Source organism: Futiania mangrovi (assembly GCF_024158125.1).
Classification (GTDB): Bacteria; Pseudomonadota; Alphaproteobacteria; order Futianiales; family Futianiaceae; genus Futiania; species Futiania mangrovi.
This window is the reverse complement of record NZ_JAMZFT010000002.1, coordinates 1,142,222-1,159,535: the sequence shown is the minus strand read 5'-3', so window position 1 is coordinate 1,159,535 and position 17,314 is coordinate 1,142,222. Positions and strand designations below refer to the sequence as shown.

The window sequence follows — 17,314 nt, the reverse complement described above, 5'->3', positions numbered from 1 at the left end:
CAAACTGACCGATCCCGCGCGCTCCCGCAAGCCGGGCGCGCAGAAAAAGCGAAAGCCCCGCCGCCGCGATGCGATTTTGACTTTTGACAGAGGCCCGGCAGCGTGGCAAACACCCCGGCGCCCGCGGAGGATCGCGCGGGCGCGCACCCGGGGTGCCTGCCGCTTGCGCGGGGGTGGCCGGGCTCCAGCAGCCAAGGGGGATGGACGCCATGGCGAAACCGGAATGGGGCACGAAGCGCATCTGCCCTGCCTGCGACACGAAATTCTACGACCTGGGCAAGACCCCGCCCCTCACCTGCCCGAAGTGCGGCGAGGTGTTCGAGCCGGAGGTGGTGCTGAAGTCGCGCAAGACGCGCCCGGCCGACAAGGTGCCGGCAAAGCGCGCGCCGGTGACCGAGGACGAGGATCTGGAAGACGAGGACCTCGAGGACGAGGAGGAAGAGGCGGACGAGGACGAGGACGAGGACGACGCCGACACCTCGGACGACGACGATGACGAGGAAGACGGCGACGACCTGGCCGAAATCGACGAGGACGAGGAGGAAGATCTCGACGAGGACCTGCCTGTCGAGGAAGACGAGGACATCGACGATCTCGACGACCTGGACGAGGACGAGGATCTGCCTCTCGACGACGAGGAAGACGACCTCCCGCTCGAAGATGAGGACGAGGACGGCGACGAGGACCTGCCCAAGCGCTGATCCTGCGCAGGTTTGAAAAGGCGCTGATTTTCGGGTTGAACCCCCGCCCGGAACAGCGTATATCCCCGCCGCGGCCGCGATGTCCCAACGCGCGGCGACAGGGTTTTCGGGGCCATAGCTCAGTTGGGAGAGCGCTTGAATGGCATTCAAGAGGTCGGCGGTTCGACTCCGCCTGGCTCCACCAGATCGAGAGGCCCGGTGCACCGCGCACCGGGCCTTTTCGCATCCGCGGCAGCGGCTATCCGGCGCCGCTTGAACCGCCCCCCCGACACCCCCATGTCTTGCACTGTACCCAAGGACGCGCTGCGTGCCGATTTCCGGGCGGGCCGTTCCCTGTCGCTTCTTCAGGAGGACAGCAGATGAGTCGCATGTCGCTGTTTAGCAGCCCCCAGCTTCTGGGCTTCGACCATGTCGAGCGGATGCTGGAGCAGCTGTCGAAATCGGGCGGCGAGAGCTATCCGCCCTACAACATCGAGCAGTTGGGCGAGGATCGCCTGCGCATCACGCTCGCCGTGGCCGGTTTCCGCCTCGAAGAATTGTCGATCACGCTCAAGGACAAGCACCTCGTGATCGCGGGCAAGCAGACCGAGGACGTCGATCGCGTCTATCTCCACCGTGGCATTGCCGCGCGTCAGTTCCAGCGGAGCTTCCTGCTCGCGGACGGCATCGAGGTGGAAGGCGCGCGCATGGCGGACGGCCTGCTCCACATCGAGCTGCGGCGTCCGCAAACGCAGGAAGTGGTGCGCGAGATCAAGATCACTCCTGCCGGAAGCTGACGGGCCGTCTGGCCCCTTGCGACCCATCATTCGGAGCACACGGACGCACATGATTGCAAAGCACACCCCCGGCGCCGCGGGCGCCATCACCGCCGAGGCGCTGCTGGCGCTCGGCACGCCGGACACGGTTTACGTCCGGCCGCTGGCAGCCGACGAGGCGGAGGGAATTCCCGAAGCCCAGTCGCTGGCCCGGACCGGCCAGCTCTACGCGATCCACCAGGCGGACGGCACGAGGCTTGCCATCGTCAATGGCCGGACAGCCGCCTTCGTGACCGCACGTCAGAACGACATGGAGCCGGTGAGCGTCCACTGAGCCGCCGCCGGCGCGGACGGAACCGCCCCCCTTGAACGCAGAACCGGGCCGGATCCCCGCAGGATCCGGCCCGGTGCGTTTCCGGCACCGCCGCGTCCGCCGTCAGGCGGCGTTCGACGCGGCCGAAGATTCGGTGAGCAGCGCGTGGATCGCGTCGGCATCCCGGCTGCCGCGGATCTTGGCGCAGACCACCTTGTTGCGCAGGAGGCGCGACACGCGGGCCAGCGCCTTCAGGTGATCGGCCCCCGCCCCCGTCGGGGCGAGCAGCAGGAAGACCAGGTCGACCGGTTGCTCGTCGATGGAATCGAAATCGATCGGCTGGTCGAGGCGCGCGAACACGCCCCACACGCGGTCAAGCCCGTCGAGCTTGCCATGCGGGATCGCAACGCCCTGCCCGACACCCGTGGTTCCGAGCCGCTCCCGGCCGAGCAGGGTCTCGAAGATGTCACGCTCCCCAAGGCCCGTCAGCTCGGCAGCCTTGGCAGCGAGCGCCTCGAGCGCCTGCTTCTTGCTTGACACCTTGAGCGCCGGAAGCACTGCCTCCGGAAGCACCAGTTCATGCAGTTCCATATCGCCTCGATACAGGTTCGCTGCGGGGCTCGGGCGTGCCTGCCGTCACGCCCCGCGCTTGGTCCGCCCGTCAGGATCCACCCAGCCGATGTTCCCATCGGACCTGCGGTAGACCATGTTCAGACCGCCATGCGCGCTGTTGCGGAACATCATCGCCGCGGACGACGAAAGCTCCAGCTGCATGACGGCTTCCCCGACCGTGAACTCGCGTATATCCGTCGTGGTCTCCGCCACGATTACGGGATCAAGCGTCTCCGGCTCGCTCTCGCTTGCCTCCTCGTCCTCCGACGGCGCGCTTATGACATAGGATGCGGCAGAAATGGAAGGGATACTTCCCTCGCGGGCCTTGTGATGGTCCTTCAGCCGCCGCTTGTAGCGCCGCAACTGCTTCTCCAGCCGCGTCAGCGCGTCGTCGAAGCTCAGGTAGATGTCCTGCGCATTGGCGTGCGCATGGCCGGTCATGCCGGACGGCAGATGGATCTGGAGGTCGCAGCGGAAGCCGGGCCCCTCCCGGTTGAAGGTCACCGCCGTCTCGGTCGGACGGCTGAAGTACTTGCCCACGGCCTCGTCGAGGCGGTCCTCGACATGAACCTTGAGAGCGTCGCCGATGTCGATCTGCTTACCGGTAATCTGAAGATGCATGGGCGTTCCTGCCTCATGTGTGACTGTGCCATCGGGGCCGTTTCGCAAGGCCCCCCGAAAGCGGACGGGACAGTAGTTTGCCCCGCTTCCACAAGTCAACTCTGAGCGGAATTCCGTTTTAAGTCAATATATTAGACAAGAGCCGCCTTCATGCGGCGGCGTTGCACCGAGGACGGAATCCGCATGGCCTCACGATACTTCGCCACGGTCCTGCGGGCAATGTCCACGCCCTCGGATTTGAGGATTTCCACGATCCGGTCGTCGGACAGGATGGCGTCGGGCGGCTCCGCGTCGATCAGCCCGCGGATGCGGTGACGAACCGATTCTGCCGACAGCGCCTCGCCGCCGTCCGCCGAGGCGATGGCGGTCGTGAAGAAGTACTTCATCTCGAGGATGCCGCGGGCGGTGCCGATGTACTTGTTCGCCGTCACGCGGCTGACGGTCGATTCGTGCAGGCTGACCGCCTCGGCCACCGTCTTGAGGTTCAGGGGCCGCAGTTCTGTGATGCCATAGGCGAAGAACCCGTCCTGCTGGCGCACGATCTCGGTCGCGACCTTCAGGATGGTGCGCGCGCGCTGATCGAGGCTCTTCACCAGCCAGTTGCCGGTCTGGTAGCAGTCGGAGAGATAGGTCTTGTCTTCCTTGCTGAGCCCCGAGCCGCTGATCTGCGTGTAATAGCGGCTATTCACGAGGACGCGCGGCAGGGTCTCGCTGTTCAGTTCGACGAGCCAGCCGCCGCTCTGGCTCTCGCGCACGAAGACGTCGGGCACGACCGGCTGGACGGGGGCGCCGCCGAATGCGCGGCCGGGCTTGGGCTCGAGCGCGCGCACCTCCGCGATCATCTCCTGCAGGTCGTCCATGTCGACGCCGCAGACGCGCAGAAGCTGGGTCAGGTCGCGCCGGGCAAGCAGGTGGAGATTGTCGAGCAGCGCGGCCATGCACGGGTCGTAGCGGTCCCGCTCCTTCAATTGCAGGACGAGACACTCCTTCAGGTCGCGCGCGCCGACGCCGGTCGGCTCGAGCGACTGCACGAGCGCCAGCGCGGCTTCCGCCCGCGCGGGCGGGATGCCGAGGCGCAGCGCAAACTCCGCCATCGGCTCGCGGATGTAGCCGGCGTCGTCCACCTGGTCGATCAGAAGCTCCCCGATCAGCAGCATCTGCCGGTCGCGCGTCGCAAGGTGCAATTGCTTGCGCAAATGATCATGCAGCGTGTCCTCGGCGGACAGCATTTCCTCGAAGCCGCCATCCTCGCCGTCGAAGCCGCGGCCGCCGCCGACGCCCGACCAGGAATTGACCGCGAATGCGTCGCCTTCGCCCACCCGGGCCGGCACCGCGTCGGAGCCGGTGTCGTCGCCGTAGAGGTTCTCCTGCCCGCCGTCGAGCGCCTCGGACCGCTCGTAGCCGCGGCTGTCGTCGCCCAGCGCCTCGTCCGCTCGTTCGGTCCGGGTCTGCGCGTCGGCCCGGTCCGACCCGTCCGAATCGCCATCGCCGCGGTCTCCCCGCTCGTCGCGTTCGAGCAGCGGATTGCGCTCCAGCTCCTCCTCCACGAAGGAGGCGAGCTCTATGTTGGAAAGCTGCAGCAGCTTGATCGCCTGCTGCAGCTGCGGCGTCATGACGAGCTGCTGGCTCTGCCGGACCTCCAGCCTGGGCGCAAGGGACATGCGCGAGGGTCCGGCGGCGGACATCAGAGCGAGAACCTTTCCCCGAGATAGACGCGGCGCACGTCGGCGTCGCGCACGATCTCGGACGGCGTGCCCTCCATGAGGACCTGCCCGGAATGGATGATGTAGGCCCGGTCGATCAGGTCGAGCGTCTCGCGCACATTATGGTCGGTGATCAGCACGCCGATGCCCCGCTCCTTGAGGTGCTGCACGAGCGCGCGGATGTCGCCGACCGCGATCGGGTCGACGCCCGCGAAGGGCTCGTCCAGCAGCATGAAAGAGGGCGCGGACGCGAGCGCGCGGGCGATCTCCAGCCGGCGCCGCTCGCCGCCCGAAAGCGCGATGGACGGGGTGCGCCGGAGATGGGTGATGGAAAACTCAGCCAGCAAGTCGTCGAGCAGCGCCTCGCGCTTGTCGCGGTCGCCGACGTTGAGTTCGAGCACGGCGCGGATGTTGTCCTCGACCGTGAGGCCGCGGAAGATCGAGGCCTCCTGCGGAAGATAGCCGACGCCGAGACGGGCCCGCCGGTACATCGGCAGGTCGGTGATGTCGTGCCCGTCGAGCGATATGCGTCCATAGTCCGCGGCCACCAATCCGGTGATCATGTAGAAACAGGTCGTCTTCCCGGCTCCGTTGGGTCCCAGAAGGCCGACGATCTCGCCGCGGCGCACCTTCAGGCTGACACCCCGGACGACCGGCCGCTTCTTGAAGCTCTTGCCGATCTCGTGGGCCTCCAGCCCCGCCCGGTCTGCCACCACGCGCGGGCGCGGACGCGAACCGGCCGGTTTCTCGGGTGCGGACGGGCCGCCCTTCAGAACCCCCCTTAGCCAGGATGTCATTGGACCCCGCCCCGCTTAAATTTCTCTGAAGCCGTCTGCACGGAACGCACGCCCACCCTCATGTCACTGCTCCTTCGCCCCGCGTTCGGGCACGGTGAAGACGCTGCGCACGCGCCCGCCGCCGGACCCGCCGGTCAGCTTCGAGCGCCCCGTGGCAAGGTCGATCACCAGCTCCTGCCCGCGGATCACCGTGTCGTCCTGGCTCAGCACCACGTCGCCGGTCATGCGGATGGTGCGCGCTGCGACGTCGTAGTGCGCGGTGGCGCCGGTCGCCTTCTCGCGGCCCGACGTCACGACGACGCCGCCCTCGGCGCGAAGTTCGGTTATCTGGCCGCCGCCCGATTGCGGGTCGCCGGAATAGGCGACGCGCAGCCGCTCGGTCCGCAGGCGGATGTCGCCCTGCACCACGTCCACCTTGCCGGAGAAGATCGCGCGGCTTTCCTGCTGCAGGACCTCGAGGCTGTCGGCCGTGATCTCGATCGGTTTCGATGCGTCCAGCGCAAATCCCGGCGCCGGCGACTGGGCGAAGGCAGGCACAGCGGCCATGAGCGCCGCGGCAAGACCGAAGCGGGCGAGCGCCGCGCGGAGAAAGGCAGGGGACATCATGGGCGGCTCTCCGGTCCGGAGGCGGGGGTCGGTGCGTCGGCCCCGCGCACGGGATTGATCACGAGACGGACACCGCCGTCGAATTTCAGGCGCCGGCCCTCGTCGCTGACGCGGGCGCGGGCGGCGTCGAGCGTGCCGTAGGGCCCCTCCGCTGCGAGTGCGCCGGGCGCGACGATCGTGCCCTGGGCAAGATCCAGGGTGGCGGCCCCTGTCTCCACGCGCGTGCCGTCGTTCGAGGTCACGACCACGCCGCCGTCGAGATCGAGCGTCTCGAGCTTCGGATAATAGAGCCCGCGCACGGCATCGACGGTCACGGTACGGCCGGAGGGATCGGTGACGGTCGCGGTGAGCCGTTCCAGCCGCACCTCGGTCGGGTCGAGACCGTTCGGATAGGCGGCATCGGCCACCAGCGCGTAGCGGCGCCCGGACGCATCCGCGCCCGAATAGCTGGGCCGCGTCATCTTCATCAGGTCGCCGGGAACGTTCATCTCACCCATCACGCGGGCCGATTCGAGCGCGCGGATCCGCTCCCCGATCACGGGCCAGAGCGTGAGCGCCGCGAGCAGCAGCAGTGCCACGAGCGGCAGCGCCACCCGCATGACGCCGACGAAGCGGGAGTAGCGGCGCGCATCCCGCGCCGACCCCCCGGCTCCGGCCAGGCCGTCCAGCCGCGGCCGCCGCGCGGGCGCAGACGCCATCTCAGACCACTCCGGCGCGGAGGCAGTCATGGATGTTCACGAAGCCGGCAATGCGCGGGGCCACCCCCTCGCCCGGCTCCCCCTCGACGACGAATACCGAGGTGATCGCAGCCGCCTGCATCATCGAGACCGCCTCCACCGCCAGCGCGTCGGCGCGGATCGTCTTGGGCCGCGCGGTCATCACGTCGGCGACCTTGCGGGTCAGCAGATCGGGCTGCATGTGCCGGCGCAGGTCGCCGTCCGTCACGATGCCCACGAGGCGGCCCGCACCATCCTCGATCCCGACGCAGCCGAACGATTTCGACGTCATCTCGATCAGCGCGTCGCCGAGCGCGGTCTCGGGCGTCACGAGCGGGAGTGCGGTGCCCGTATGCATGATGTCGCGCACGCGCACCAGCCGCGCGCCGAGGCGCCCGCCCGGGTGGAAGGTGCGGAAATCCTCCGCCGAGAAGCCCCGCCGCTCCATCAGCGCGACGGCCAGCGCGTCGCCGAGCGCCAGCATCATGGTGGTCGACGTGGTCGGCGCGAGGCCGTTGGGGCACGCCTCCTCCGCCTTCGGCAGGACCAGCGCCACGTCGGCGGACCGCGCCAGCGTGCTTTCGGCGCGCCCCACCATGCCGATCAGCGGGATCGAAAAGCGGCGGGTGTGCGCGATGAGGTCGGCAAGCTCCGAGGTCTCGCCGGAGTTCGACAGGCAGATCACGCTGTCGCCCTGGCGAATCATGCCGAGGTCGCCGTGGCTCGCCTCGCCCGGATGGACGAATTGAGCCGGCGTCCCCGTCGAGGCGAAGGTCGCCGCGATCTTGGCGCAGATGTGCCCGCTCTTGCCCATGCCGGACAGGATGGTGCGGCCCGTGGTGCGCGCGACCAGGTCCACGGCGGCGGAAAAACTGCCGTCCAGCGCCGCGCTCATCGCGGTCAGGCCCGCGATCTCGACCGAAAGCGCCCGCCGGCCGGCTGCCACGTCCCGGCCGGTCTGACCGTCGGCGCGCGCCGCCGCCTGTGCATTGGCTGTCGTCACCCGAAACCCCTTCTCCGCGCCCGCAACATTCTTATGGTTAACGGCCGTTATGCGAAATCCATGCCAGCCCGCCCGCGATAATGGGGGCTGGGTGCGCGCCGGTCAATGCGTGTGGCATGAAAACAACGCATGCGCGCGGCGCGGGGGCGGTGCACCGGGCGCGCATCAATGCGCGAAGATATCCGTCTCGGCCCAGCCCGCGATGTCGAGCCAGGCACGCGCCGGCAGGAAGTCGAAGCAGGCCTGCGCCACCGCGGTCCGCCCCTCGCGCGCCAGCATGGCGTCGAGCCCGGCCTTCACCTTGTGCAGGTAGAGCACGTCGCTCGCGGCATATTCCATCTGCGCCTGGGAGAGCGTCTCCGCCCCCCAGTCGGAGGATTGCTGCTGCTTCGACAGTTCCACACCCGCGAACTCCCGCACCAGGTCCTTGAGCGAGTGGCGGTCGGTGAAGGTGCGCACCAGCTTCGACGCGACCTTGGTGCAATAGACGGGCTCCGCGCGCACGCCGAGATAGTACTCCATCACCGCCACGTCGAAGCGCGCGAAATGATAGAGCTTCAGCACCTCCGGGTCGGCCAGCAGGCGGCAGAGATTAGGCGCGTCGTAGGTGTCCGGGGCAAACTGAACCAGGTGAGCGTCGCCGTCGCCCGCCGACAATTGCACGACGCAAAGACGGTCGCGGTGCGGGTTGAGGCCCAGCGTCTCGCTGTCGATCGCCACCACCGGCCCGAGACCGAGTCCGTCCGGCAAATCGCCCTTGTGAAGATGGATCGCCATGCGCCCTGCTTCCCCCTCATTCCCGTCGCGGCCCGGCCCCGGATGGCGGACATGCCCCGGCAAGGGCCCCGAAACCGGGGGAAATGGTGCCCAGGAGAGGACTCGAACCTCCACGACCTTTCGATCACTAGCACCTGAAGCTAGCGCGTCTACCAGTTCCGCCACCTGGGCTCAGCAAGCAGCGGAGGGGTGAGTAACGGCCCTCGCGGCGTCTGTCAATCGGCCATCGCAGGGATTCTTGACGGCAAGCCGAAACGGCCCCGTTTTTACGCCACGAACGGCTGACAGGCCGCGCCGCCCGGGTTATATCGTCGGGCGGCGCCAAGGTGCGGCGCCGCACATGCGTCAGGGAGAGCAGGACCATGGCCGACAATCTGCGCGATGCCCGCGGGCAGCTTCCGCTTCAGGGCAAGCTCGTCACGATCTTCGGCGGCTCGGGCTTCGTCGGGCGCCATCTCGTCCGCCGGCTGGCGAAGTCGGGCGCGCGCATCCGCGTCGCCGTCCGCCGCCCGAACGAGGCGCATTTCCTGAAGCCGCTGGGCACGGTCGGCCAGATCATGCCGATACAGGCGAACGTCCGCAATGCCGCCTCCGTCGCGCGCGCTGTCGAAGGCGCGGACATCGTGATCAACCTCGTCGGCATCCTTGTGGAGAGCGGGCGCCAGACCTTCCGCGCGCTGCAGGCCGATGGTGCGGACAGGGTCGCCGCTGCCGCGGCGGCTGCGGGCGTCACGCAGTTCGTGCAGATGTCGGCGATCGGGGCCGACCCGGAGAGCCCGTCGGCCTATGCCCGCACCAAGGCCGCGGGCGAAGTTGCCGCACGCGAGCACATGCCCGGCGCCACCGTCATCCGCCCCTCAATCGTGTTCGGACCGGAAGACGAGTTCTTCAACCGCTTCGCCGCGATGGCCCGCATCTCGCCCTTCCTGCCGCTGATCGGCGACGGGTCCACGCGCTTCCAGCCGGTCTACGTCGCCGACGTCGCGGAAGCCATTGCCCGCACGCTGGAAAACCCGGCACTGGGGGGCGAGATCTACGAGCTTGGCGGGCCGAACGTCTACACGTTCCGCGAGCTGATGGAGCTGACCCTGCGCATCATCGGGCGCAAGCGCTTCCTCCTGCCGCTGCCCGTGCCTGTGGCGCGCGCGCAGGCAGCGGTGTTCGAGATGCTGCCGCTCATCACGCCGCCGATCACCCGCGACCAGATCGCGCAGCTGACCCGCGACAATGTCGCGGCCGAGGGCGCGCGGACGCTGGAGACTCTGGGCATCGAGGCGGCCACGGCGGAGGCGGTCGTGCCGACCTACCTCTACCGGTTCCGCAAGCACGGCCAGTTCACGGACGTGGGCTACGACCCTACAGGAACACCCACAGAAGCATGACGCCAAGCGCGAGGCGGTAGATCACGAACGGCGTGAAGGTCGCCTGGCGCAGCCAGAGCATCATCGCCCAGATCGCCGCCAGCGCGCTGACGAAGGCGAGTGCGGCCGCGATCACCGCGTCGAGCTGCAGCGTGGCGTCGCCGGACTGGACAAGGTCGAGGGTTGCAAGCGCACCCGCCGCGAATGTCGTCGGTATCGCCAGGACGAGCGCGAAACGCGCCGCCTCGGGCCGCGAATAGCCGAGCAGCAGCGCCGCCGTCATCGTGATGCCCGACCGGCTGACGCCGGGAATGAGCGCCAGCGCCTGGGCCAGCCCCACGAGGATCGCGTCCCGCCAGGTGATGCCGGCGAACAGCCGCTCCGCCCGGTCGGCCTTGCGGTCGGCCACCCACAGCGCCACCCCGAACAGGATGGTCGTCGCCGCGATCAGCAGGGGCGCGCGGAAGTCGCTGCCGATCATGTCCTTGAACAGCAGGCCCGCCACCATCACGGGCACCGTCGCGGCCACCACCATCAGGGCGAGCCGCGCGGCATCCGTCCGCCGGAACAGGACGACATCGAAGCCGCCACGGATCAGCATGGCCGTTTCCTTGCGGAAATAGACCATTACGGCAGCCAGCGTGCCCACGTGCAGCGCGACGTCGATCAGGAGCCCCTGGTCCTTCCAGCCGAAGAGAACCGGCACGAGAATCAGGTGGGCCGAGGAACTGATCGGCAGAAACTCGGTGATGCCCTGCACGACGGCCAGCACGGCAAGCTGGATGAACTCCATGTCCTTGCGGATCTCCCTAGCAACGCGCCGGCAACTCCGGGGCCAGCGAGGGGTATCCTAGCAGGCCTGGGATAACAATTGCTGACCAGGCCCAGCCCGCCACAGCCGCCACCTCAATTAGTCTCATATCGGAACCAATATGACAGAAACGCGCGGCACATGCCGGGCACCCTTCGACCCAACGGTGGATTTCGGGGCAATGGGCGCCAATTTAGTCTCGTATTGATGCCTAAATTGGAAAAATCGCTTGGCCGCGTGCCGGCATGGCGCTATGTAGAGGGCCGAGCGCGCCCGGAAGCCGGCGGCCCGGACGCCGGAACAGGGTGGCCGGACCCCCGATGACCGGCACGCATGCACGACGCCGTAACGGAGGGAGGCCGGCACGAAGATCGGCCCTGCGGCCGCCCCGGTGCCATGCCAGAGATCACGCTGCGCTTCATCACGCCTGCGCTTGAAGAACACAAAGGGACGCGAAAATGGCTCAACGCATGCTGCAATTCGTGAAGGTCGGGCGCCAGATGCCCGAGAAGCGCGGCGCCGACACGCGCAAGCGCGACTTCGACGAGATCTATGCGGAGTTTGCGGAGGCCAAGGCGGCCGAGCAGGCCTCGCGCTGCTCGCAGTGCGGCGTGCCCTTCTGCCAGGTCCACTGCCCCTTGCACAACAACATCCCCGACTGGCTGAAGCTGACGGCGGAAGGCCGCCTGCAGGAGGCATGGGAGGTGTCGAGCGCGACCAACAACATGCCGGAGATCTGCGGCCGCATCTGCCCGCAGGACCGGCTGTGCGAGGGCAATTGCGTGATCGAGCAGTCGGGTCACGGCACGGTCACCATCGGCGCGGTCGAGAAATACATCAACGACACCGCGTGGGAGGAAGGCTGGATCCAGCCCTTTACCCCGCCGCGCGAGCTTGAGCAGTCCATCGGCATCGTCGGCGCCGGCCCCGCGGGTCTCGCCGCGGCGGAGGAGATGCGGCGCAAGGGCTACAAGGTCACCGTCTACGACCGGTACGACCGCGCGGGCGGCCTGCTGATCTACGGCATCCCCGGCTTCAAGCTTGAGAAGGAGGTCGTGGAACGGCGCACCAAGCGCCTCGCCGACAGCGGGATCGAGTATCGCATGAACTTCGAGGTCGGACGCGACGCGACGCTCGCCGACCTGCGGGAGAAGCACGACGCGGTGCTGATCGCGACCGGCGTCTACAAGGCGCGCGACATCGACGGCCCGGGCTCCGGCGCCGACGGCATCCTGCCGGCGATGGAGTTCCTGACGGCCTCGAACCGGGTGGGCCTCGGCGACGAGGTGCCGGACTTCCGCAACGGGCGCCTCTCGGCGGAGGGCAAGAAGGTCGTCGTCATCGGCGGCGGCGACACGGCCATGGACTGCGTGCGCACCGCCGTGCGCCAGGGCGCGACCTCGGTCACCTGCCTTTACCGCCGCGACCGGGAGAACATGCCGGGCTCGCAGCGCGAGGTGGCGAACGCCGAGGAGGAAGGCGTGCATTTCGAGTGGCTGGCCGCGCCCAAGGGCTTCCTCGCCGACGACGACAACCAGGTGATGGGCGTGCGCGCGGTGCGGATGCGCCTCGGCCTGCCGGACGCCACGGGCCGCCGCCGGCCGGAGGAAGTGGCGGGCAGCGAGTTCACGGTCGAGGCCGACCTCGTGCTGAAGGCGCTGGGCTTCGATCCGGAGGACCTGCCGACCCTGTTCGGCGCGCCAGAGCTTCCGGTGACGCGCTGGGGCACGGTCAAGGTCGACTTCCACACCCAGATGACCGAGATGGAGGGCGTGTTCGCCGCGGGCGACATCGTGCGCGGGGCCTCGCTCGTCGTGTGGGCGATCCGCGACGGCCGCGACGCTGCGGAAGCCATGCACGCCTATATCCAGAACAAGACCAAGGCCGCCGGAGAGACGGCCGGCGTGCGCGCGGCCTGACCGGCCCGACGCGACCTGCACGCCATCAAGGACACAGAAGAACGAGGGATGCGCCCATGACCGACCGCCCCATCATCGACACCGGCTTCGCAGAGATCGCGCGCATGGAGCGCGAGCGCGAGCGGCTGGCCGCCGAAGGCCTCTACGATCCGGCGTTCGAGCACGATGCCTGCGGCGTGGGCTTCGTCGCCGCCATCGACGGCAAGCCGCGCCGCGAGGTCGTGGAGAAGGGCATCGCCGCGCTGAAGGCCGTGTGGCACCGCGGCGCGGTCGACGCCGACGGCAAGACCGGCGACGGCGCGGGCATCCACGTCGAGATCTCGCAGGAGTTCTTCAAGGAGCACGTCGCCCGCACCGGGCACGAGCCGCTGAAGGGCCGCCTCGCGGTCGGCCAGGTCTTCCTGCCGCGCACCGATTTCGCCGCGCAGGAGGTCTGCCGCACGATCGTCGAGCAGGAGGTGCTGAAGTTCGGCTACTACATCTATGGCTGGCGCCAGGTGCCGGTGAACATCGACGTTCTCGGCGAGAAGGCGAACGCCACCCGCCCGGAGATCGAGCAGATCCTGCTCGCCAACTCCAAGGGTGTCGACGAGGAGCGGTTCGAGCGCGACCTGTTCTTCATCCGCCGCCGCGTGGAGAAAGCGGCGATGGCCGCCTCGATCCGCGACTTCTACATCTGCTCGCTGTCGTGCCGGTCGATCATCTACAAGGGCATGTTCCTGGCCGAGCACCTGTCGGAGTTCTATCCCGACCTGCGGGACGAGCGCTTCGAATCGCGCTTCGCGATCTTCCACCAGCGCTACTCGACCAACACCTTCCCGCAGTGGCGCCTGGCCCAGCCCTTCCGCATGCTCGCCCACAATGGCGAGATCAACACGCTGAAGGGCAACTCGAACTGGATGAAGAGCCACGAGATCCCGATGGCGTCGGAAAACTTCGGCGTCCATGCGGAGGACGTGAAGCCGATCATCCAGCCGGGCTCGTCGGATTCCGCCGCGCTCGACGCCGTGTTCGAGGTGCTGGTGCGCGCGGGCCGCACCGCGCCGCTCGCCAAGACGCTGCTGGTGCCCGAAGCCTGGTCGAAGCGCGTGACCGTGATGCCGGAAGCGCACCGGGCGATGTACGCCTATTCCAACTCGGTCATGGAGCCGTGGGACGGCCCCGCAGCGCTCGCCGCGACGGACGGGCGCTGGGTCATCGGCGGCATGGACCGCAACGGCCTGCGGCCCATGCGCTATGCCGTGACCCGCGACGGGCTGATCGTCGCCGGTTCCGAAGCCGGCATGGTGGTGCTGGAGGAAAACCGCGTGATCGAGAAGGGCCGCCTCGGCCCGGGCCGCATGATCGCCGTCGACCTAGTGGAAAAGAAGCTCTACCGGGACCGCGCGATCAAGGACAAGCTCGCCGCCGAGCAGCCCTACGAGGAGTGGATCCAGAACGTCCGCGAGCTCGATTCCGACATCGAGGCGGTGCGCGAGCCGCGCCTGTTCGGGAAGGAGGACCTGCGCCGCCGCCAGGTTGCCGCGGGGCTGACGCTCGAGGACATGGAACTGATCCTGCACCCGATGGTGGAGGACGCAAAGGAAGCGGTCGGCTCCATGGGCGACGACACGCCGTCTGCGGTGCTGTCCAAGACCTACCGCCCGCTGTCGCATTTCTTCCGTCAGAACTTCAGCCAGGTCACCAACCCGGCCATCGACCCCCTGCGCGAGCACCGGGTGATGAGCCTCAAGACCCGGTTCGGCAACCTGCAGAACGTGCTCGACGAAAGCTCCGCGCAGGTCGAGATCTTCACGCTGGAAAGCCCCGTCGTCTCGAACGGCATGTTCGCCAAGATGCGCGAGATCATGGGCGAGCACGTCTACGAGATCGACTGCACCTTCGCCCCCGCCGACGGGGACGAGGCGCTGAAGGACGCGCTGGACGCCATACGCGCCGATGCAGAGGACGCGGTGCGCCGCGGCTTCCAGCACATCGTGCTGACCGACGAGAAGAGCGGCGCCGACCGTGCGCCGGTGCCGATGATCCTTGCCACGGGCGGCGTGCACAGCCACCTGGTCGCGCAAGGACTGCGCACCTTCTGCTCCCTCAACGTGCGCTCGGGCGAATGCCTCGACCCGCACTATTTCGCGGTGCTGATCGGCTGCGGCGCGACCACGGTGAACGCCTATCTGGCGCAGGAGTGCATCGCCGACCGGCATGCGCGCGGCCTCTTCGGCGACATGTCGCTGGAGGAGTGCGTCGCCCGCTTCACCGAGGCGGTGAACCAGGGCCTGCTGAAGATCATGTCCAAGATGGGCATCTCGGTCATCTCGTCCTATCGCGGCGGCTACAATTTCGAGGCGGTGGGCCTGTCGCGCGCACTGGTGGCGGAATTCTTCCCCGGTATGCCCTCGCGCATCTCGGGCATCGGCCTCGCCGGCATCCAGCACAAGGTCATGGAGATCCACGAGAAGGCCTATGGCACGGACGCCGTTCCGCTGCCGATCGGGGGCTTCTACCGCTACCGCCGCGGCGGCGAGAGCCACGCGCTGGAGGCCAACCTCATCCATCTGCTGCAGCAGGCGGTGACGGACGAATCCTACTCCGCCTACAAGAAGTATTCCGAGGCGGTCCACAAGCAGCCGCCGGTGGCGCTGCGCGACCTCCTCGACTTCAAGCCGGCAGGCAAGGCCGTCCCGATCGACGAGGTCGAATCGATCACCGAGATCCGCAAGCGGTTCGTCACGCCGGGCATGTCGCTGGGGGCGCTGTCGCCGGAGGCGCACGAGACGCTGACCATCGCCATGAACCGCATCGGTGCGAAGTCCGACTCGGGTGAGGGCGGCGAGGATCCGGCGCACTTCAAGCCGAAACCCAACGGCGACAACGCTTCCTCGGCGATCAAGCAGGTGGCGTCGGGCCGCTTTGGCGTGACGGCAGAATACCTGAACAATTGCCGCGAGCTGGAGATCAAGATCGCGCAGGGCGCCAAGCCGGGCGAGGGCGGCCAGCTTCCGGGCTTCAAGGTGACCGAGATGATCGCGCGCCTGCGGCATTCCACGCCCGGCGTGATGCTGATCTCGCCGCCGCCGCACCACGACATCTACTCGATCGAGGACCTGGCGCAGCTCATCTACGACCTGAAGCAGATCAACCCGAAGGCGCGCGTGACCGTGAAGCTGGTCGCGCAGTCGGGCGTCGGCACGGTCGCGGCGGGCGTGGCCAAGGCGAAGGCGGACGTGATCCTGATCTCCGGCCATTCCGGTGGCACGGGCGCCTCGCCGCAGACCTCGATCAAGTTCGCCGGCATCCCGTGGGAACTGGGCCTGACCGAGGCGAACCAGGTGCTGACCCTCAACAACCTGCGCCACCGGGTCCTGCTGCGCACCGACGGCGGCCTGAAGACGGGCCGCGACATCGTCATCGCCGCCATGATGGGGGCGGAGGAATATGGCGTGGGCACCGCCTCGCTGGTCGCCATGGGCTGCATCATGGTGCGGCAGTGCCACTCCAACACCTGCCCGGTCGGCGTCTGCACGCAGGACGACGCGCTGCGCAAGAAGTTCGTGGGCACGCCGGAGAAGGTCGTCAACCTTTTCACCTTCATCGCCGAGGAGGTGCGCGAGATCCTGGCGAGCCTCGGCCTGCGTTCGCTCAACGAGGCGATCGGGCGCACCGACCTGCTGGCGCAGGTGAGCCGGGGCGCGGCGCATCTCGACGACCTCGACCTCAACCCGCTGCTGGTGCAGGCGGACCCGGGCGGGCATGCGCGCTATTGCACGCTGAAGCCCGGCGAGCGCAACGAGGTGGTCGACACGCTCGACGCGCAGATCGTCCGCGACGCTGCCCCACTGTTCGAGCATGGGGAGAAGATGGAGCTTGCCTACACGGTGCGGAACACGCACCGCGCGGTGGGCGCCCGCACCTCCTCCCACATCACGCGGAAGTTCGGGATGCGCGGCCTCAATCCGGGCCATCTGACGATCCGGCTGCGCGGATCGGCGGGCCAGTCGCTCGGCGCCTTCGCGGTGCAGGGCGTGAAGATCGAGGTCAAGGGCGACGCCAACGACTATGTCGGCAAGGGCCTGTCGGGCGGCATGATCGTCGTGCGCCCGGTCACCGAAAGCCCGCTCGTGGCCAAGGACAACACGATCATCGGCAACACCGTGCTCTACGGCGCAACGGCGGGACAGCTGTTCGCCGCAGGCCAGGCGGGGGAGCGGTTCGCGGTCCGCAACTCCGGCGCGGAAGTGGTGATCGAGGGCTGCGGCGCCAACGGCTGCGAATACATGACGGGCGGCACGGCGGTCATTCTCGGCTCGGTCGGCGACAATTTCGCCGCCGGCATGACGGGTGGCATGGCCTTCGTCCACGTGACCGACGAGGGGTTCGACGAGCGCATCAACCCGGATTCCGTGATCTGGCAGCCGGTGCAATCGCGCCATTGGGAAGGCGTGCTGCGCGGCCTGATCGAAACCCATGTGCGCGAGACCGGCTCCCAGCTCGCCCGGGAGATCCTCGCGCATTGGGACCTCGAACTGCCGCGCTTCATCCAGGTCTGCCCGAAGGAGATGGTGAACCGGCTGAGCCATCCGCTGTCGGACACCGCGGCGGCGGGTGCCGCGGAGTAAGCCAAA

Annotated in this window: 15 protein-coding genes and 2 tRNA genes; 7 read left to right on the top strand and 10 right to left on the bottom strand. The window is 68.2% G+C overall.

The features are described 5' to 3' along the window. The first annotated feature begins 209 nt into the window (after positions 1 to 209). The 4 genes from NJQ99_RS12400 (at position 210) to NJQ99_RS12385 (ending at position 1,790) form a co-directional block, all read left to right on the top strand. Positions 210 to 701, top strand: coding sequence for a TIGR02300 family protein (locus tag NJQ99_RS12400; RefSeq protein WP_269333139.1), 492 nt, complete (start codon positions 210 to 212; stop codon positions 699 to 701). Positions 702 to 809: 108 nt separating this feature from the next. Next, positions 810 to 885, top strand: a tRNA-Ala gene (locus tag NJQ99_RS12395). Positions 886 to 1,069: 184 nt separating this feature from the next. Beyond that, a complete protein-coding gene (locus tag NJQ99_RS12390; RefSeq protein WP_269333138.1) occupies positions 1,070 to 1,477 on the top strand; it encodes an Hsp20 family protein in 408 nt (135 codons plus the stop codon). Positions 1,478 to 1,526: 49 nt separating this feature from the next. Then, positions 1,527 to 1,790, top strand: coding sequence for a DUF1150 family protein (locus tag NJQ99_RS12385; RefSeq protein ID WP_269333137.1), 264 nt, complete (start codon positions 1,527 to 1,529; stop codon positions 1,788 to 1,790). 102 nt (positions 1,791 to 1,892) lie between these two features. Here the strand turns inward: NJQ99_RS12385 and ptsN are convergent, their stop codons facing one another. The 9 genes from ptsN to NJQ99_RS12340 all read right to left on the bottom strand — a co-directional run bounded on the left by ptsN (position 1,893) and on the right by NJQ99_RS12340 (position 8,775). Further along, positions 1,893 to 2,360: a PTS IIA-like nitrogen regulatory protein PtsN gene (gene ptsN / locus NJQ99_RS12380; RefSeq protein ID WP_269333136.1), complete on the bottom strand. Its 468-nt coding sequence runs from the start codon at positions 2,358 to 2,360 to the stop codon at positions 1,893 to 1,895. A 45-nt stretch (positions 2,361 to 2,405) separates the two neighbouring features. Beyond that, positions 2,406 to 3,002, bottom strand: coding sequence for a ribosome hibernation-promoting factor, HPF/YfiA family (hpf, locus tag NJQ99_RS12375; RefSeq protein ID WP_269333135.1), 597 nt, complete (start codon positions 3,000 to 3,002; stop codon positions 2,406 to 2,408). Positions 3,003 to 3,133: 131 nt separating this feature from the next. Then, a complete protein-coding gene (gene rpoN / locus NJQ99_RS12370) occupies positions 3,134 to 4,663 on the bottom strand; it encodes an RNA polymerase factor sigma-54 (protein WP_269333134.1) in 1,530 nt (509 codons plus the stop codon). Between the two features lie 23 nt (positions 4,664 to 4,686). Further along, on the bottom strand, positions 4,687 to 5,502 hold the full coding sequence (lptB, locus tag NJQ99_RS12365) for an LPS export ABC transporter ATP-binding protein (RefSeq protein WP_269333133.1): 816 nt from the start codon (positions 5,500 to 5,502) through the stop codon (positions 4,687 to 4,689). A 63-nt stretch (positions 5,503 to 5,565) separates the two neighbouring features. Further along, the gene (lptA, locus tag NJQ99_RS12360; protein ID WP_269333132.1) at positions 5,566 to 6,108 is read right to left on the bottom strand and encodes a lipopolysaccharide transport periplasmic protein LptA; all 543 of its coding nucleotides are present in this window, start codon (positions 6,106 to 6,108) and stop codon (positions 5,566 to 5,568) included. Continuing rightward, on the bottom strand, positions 6,105 to 6,806 hold the full coding sequence (gene lptC / locus NJQ99_RS12355) for an LPS export ABC transporter periplasmic protein LptC (protein WP_269333131.1): 702 nt from the start codon (positions 6,804 to 6,806) through the stop codon (positions 6,105 to 6,107). The genes lptA and lptC overlap by 4 nt, the downstream gene beginning before the upstream one ends. A 1-nt stretch (position 6,807) precedes the next feature. Next, on the bottom strand, positions 6,808 to 7,827 hold the full coding sequence (locus tag NJQ99_RS12350) for a KpsF/GutQ family sugar-phosphate isomerase (RefSeq protein WP_269333130.1): 1,020 nt from the start codon (positions 7,825 to 7,827) through the stop codon (positions 6,808 to 6,810). A gap of 165 nt (positions 7,828 to 7,992) precedes the next feature. Then, positions 7,993 to 8,604, bottom strand: a complete 612-nt coding sequence (locus NJQ99_RS12345) for a ribonuclease D (RefSeq protein ID WP_269333129.1) — start codon at positions 8,602 to 8,604, stop codon at positions 7,993 to 7,995. Positions 8,605 to 8,688: 84 nt separating this feature from the next. Then, positions 8,689 to 8,775: transfer RNA gene (locus NJQ99_RS12340), tRNA-Leu, on the bottom strand. 191 nt (positions 8,776 to 8,966) lie between these two features. Here NJQ99_RS12340 and NJQ99_RS12335 point away from each other — a divergent pair. Then, a complete protein-coding gene (locus NJQ99_RS12335) occupies positions 8,967 to 9,986 on the top strand; it encodes a complex I NDUFA9 subunit family protein (RefSeq protein WP_269333128.1) in 1,020 nt (339 codons plus the stop codon). Here NJQ99_RS12335 and NJQ99_RS12330 read toward each other — a convergent pair. Next, positions 9,961 to 10,758: an undecaprenyl-diphosphate phosphatase gene (locus NJQ99_RS12330; RefSeq protein ID WP_269333127.1), complete on the bottom strand. Its 798-nt coding sequence runs from the start codon at positions 10,756 to 10,758 to the stop codon at positions 9,961 to 9,963. The two genes, NJQ99_RS12335 and NJQ99_RS12330, sit on opposite strands and share 26 nt — an antisense overlap. A gap of 476 nt (positions 10,759 to 11,234) precedes the next feature. On the opposite strand from NJQ99_RS12330, the gene NJQ99_RS12325 reads away from it, so the two are divergent. Next, positions 11,235 to 12,695, top strand: a complete 1,461-nt coding sequence (locus NJQ99_RS12325) for an NAD(P)-dependent oxidoreductase (protein WP_269333126.1) — start codon at positions 11,235 to 11,237, stop codon at positions 12,693 to 12,695. Between the two features lie 56 nt (positions 12,696 to 12,751). Further along, entirely contained in the window at positions 12,752 to 17,308 is a 4,557-nt protein-coding gene (gene gltB, locus NJQ99_RS12320; RefSeq protein ID WP_331283331.1) for a glutamate synthase large subunit, read from the top strand. The last annotated feature ends 6 nt before the right edge of the window (positions 17,309 to 17,314 follow it).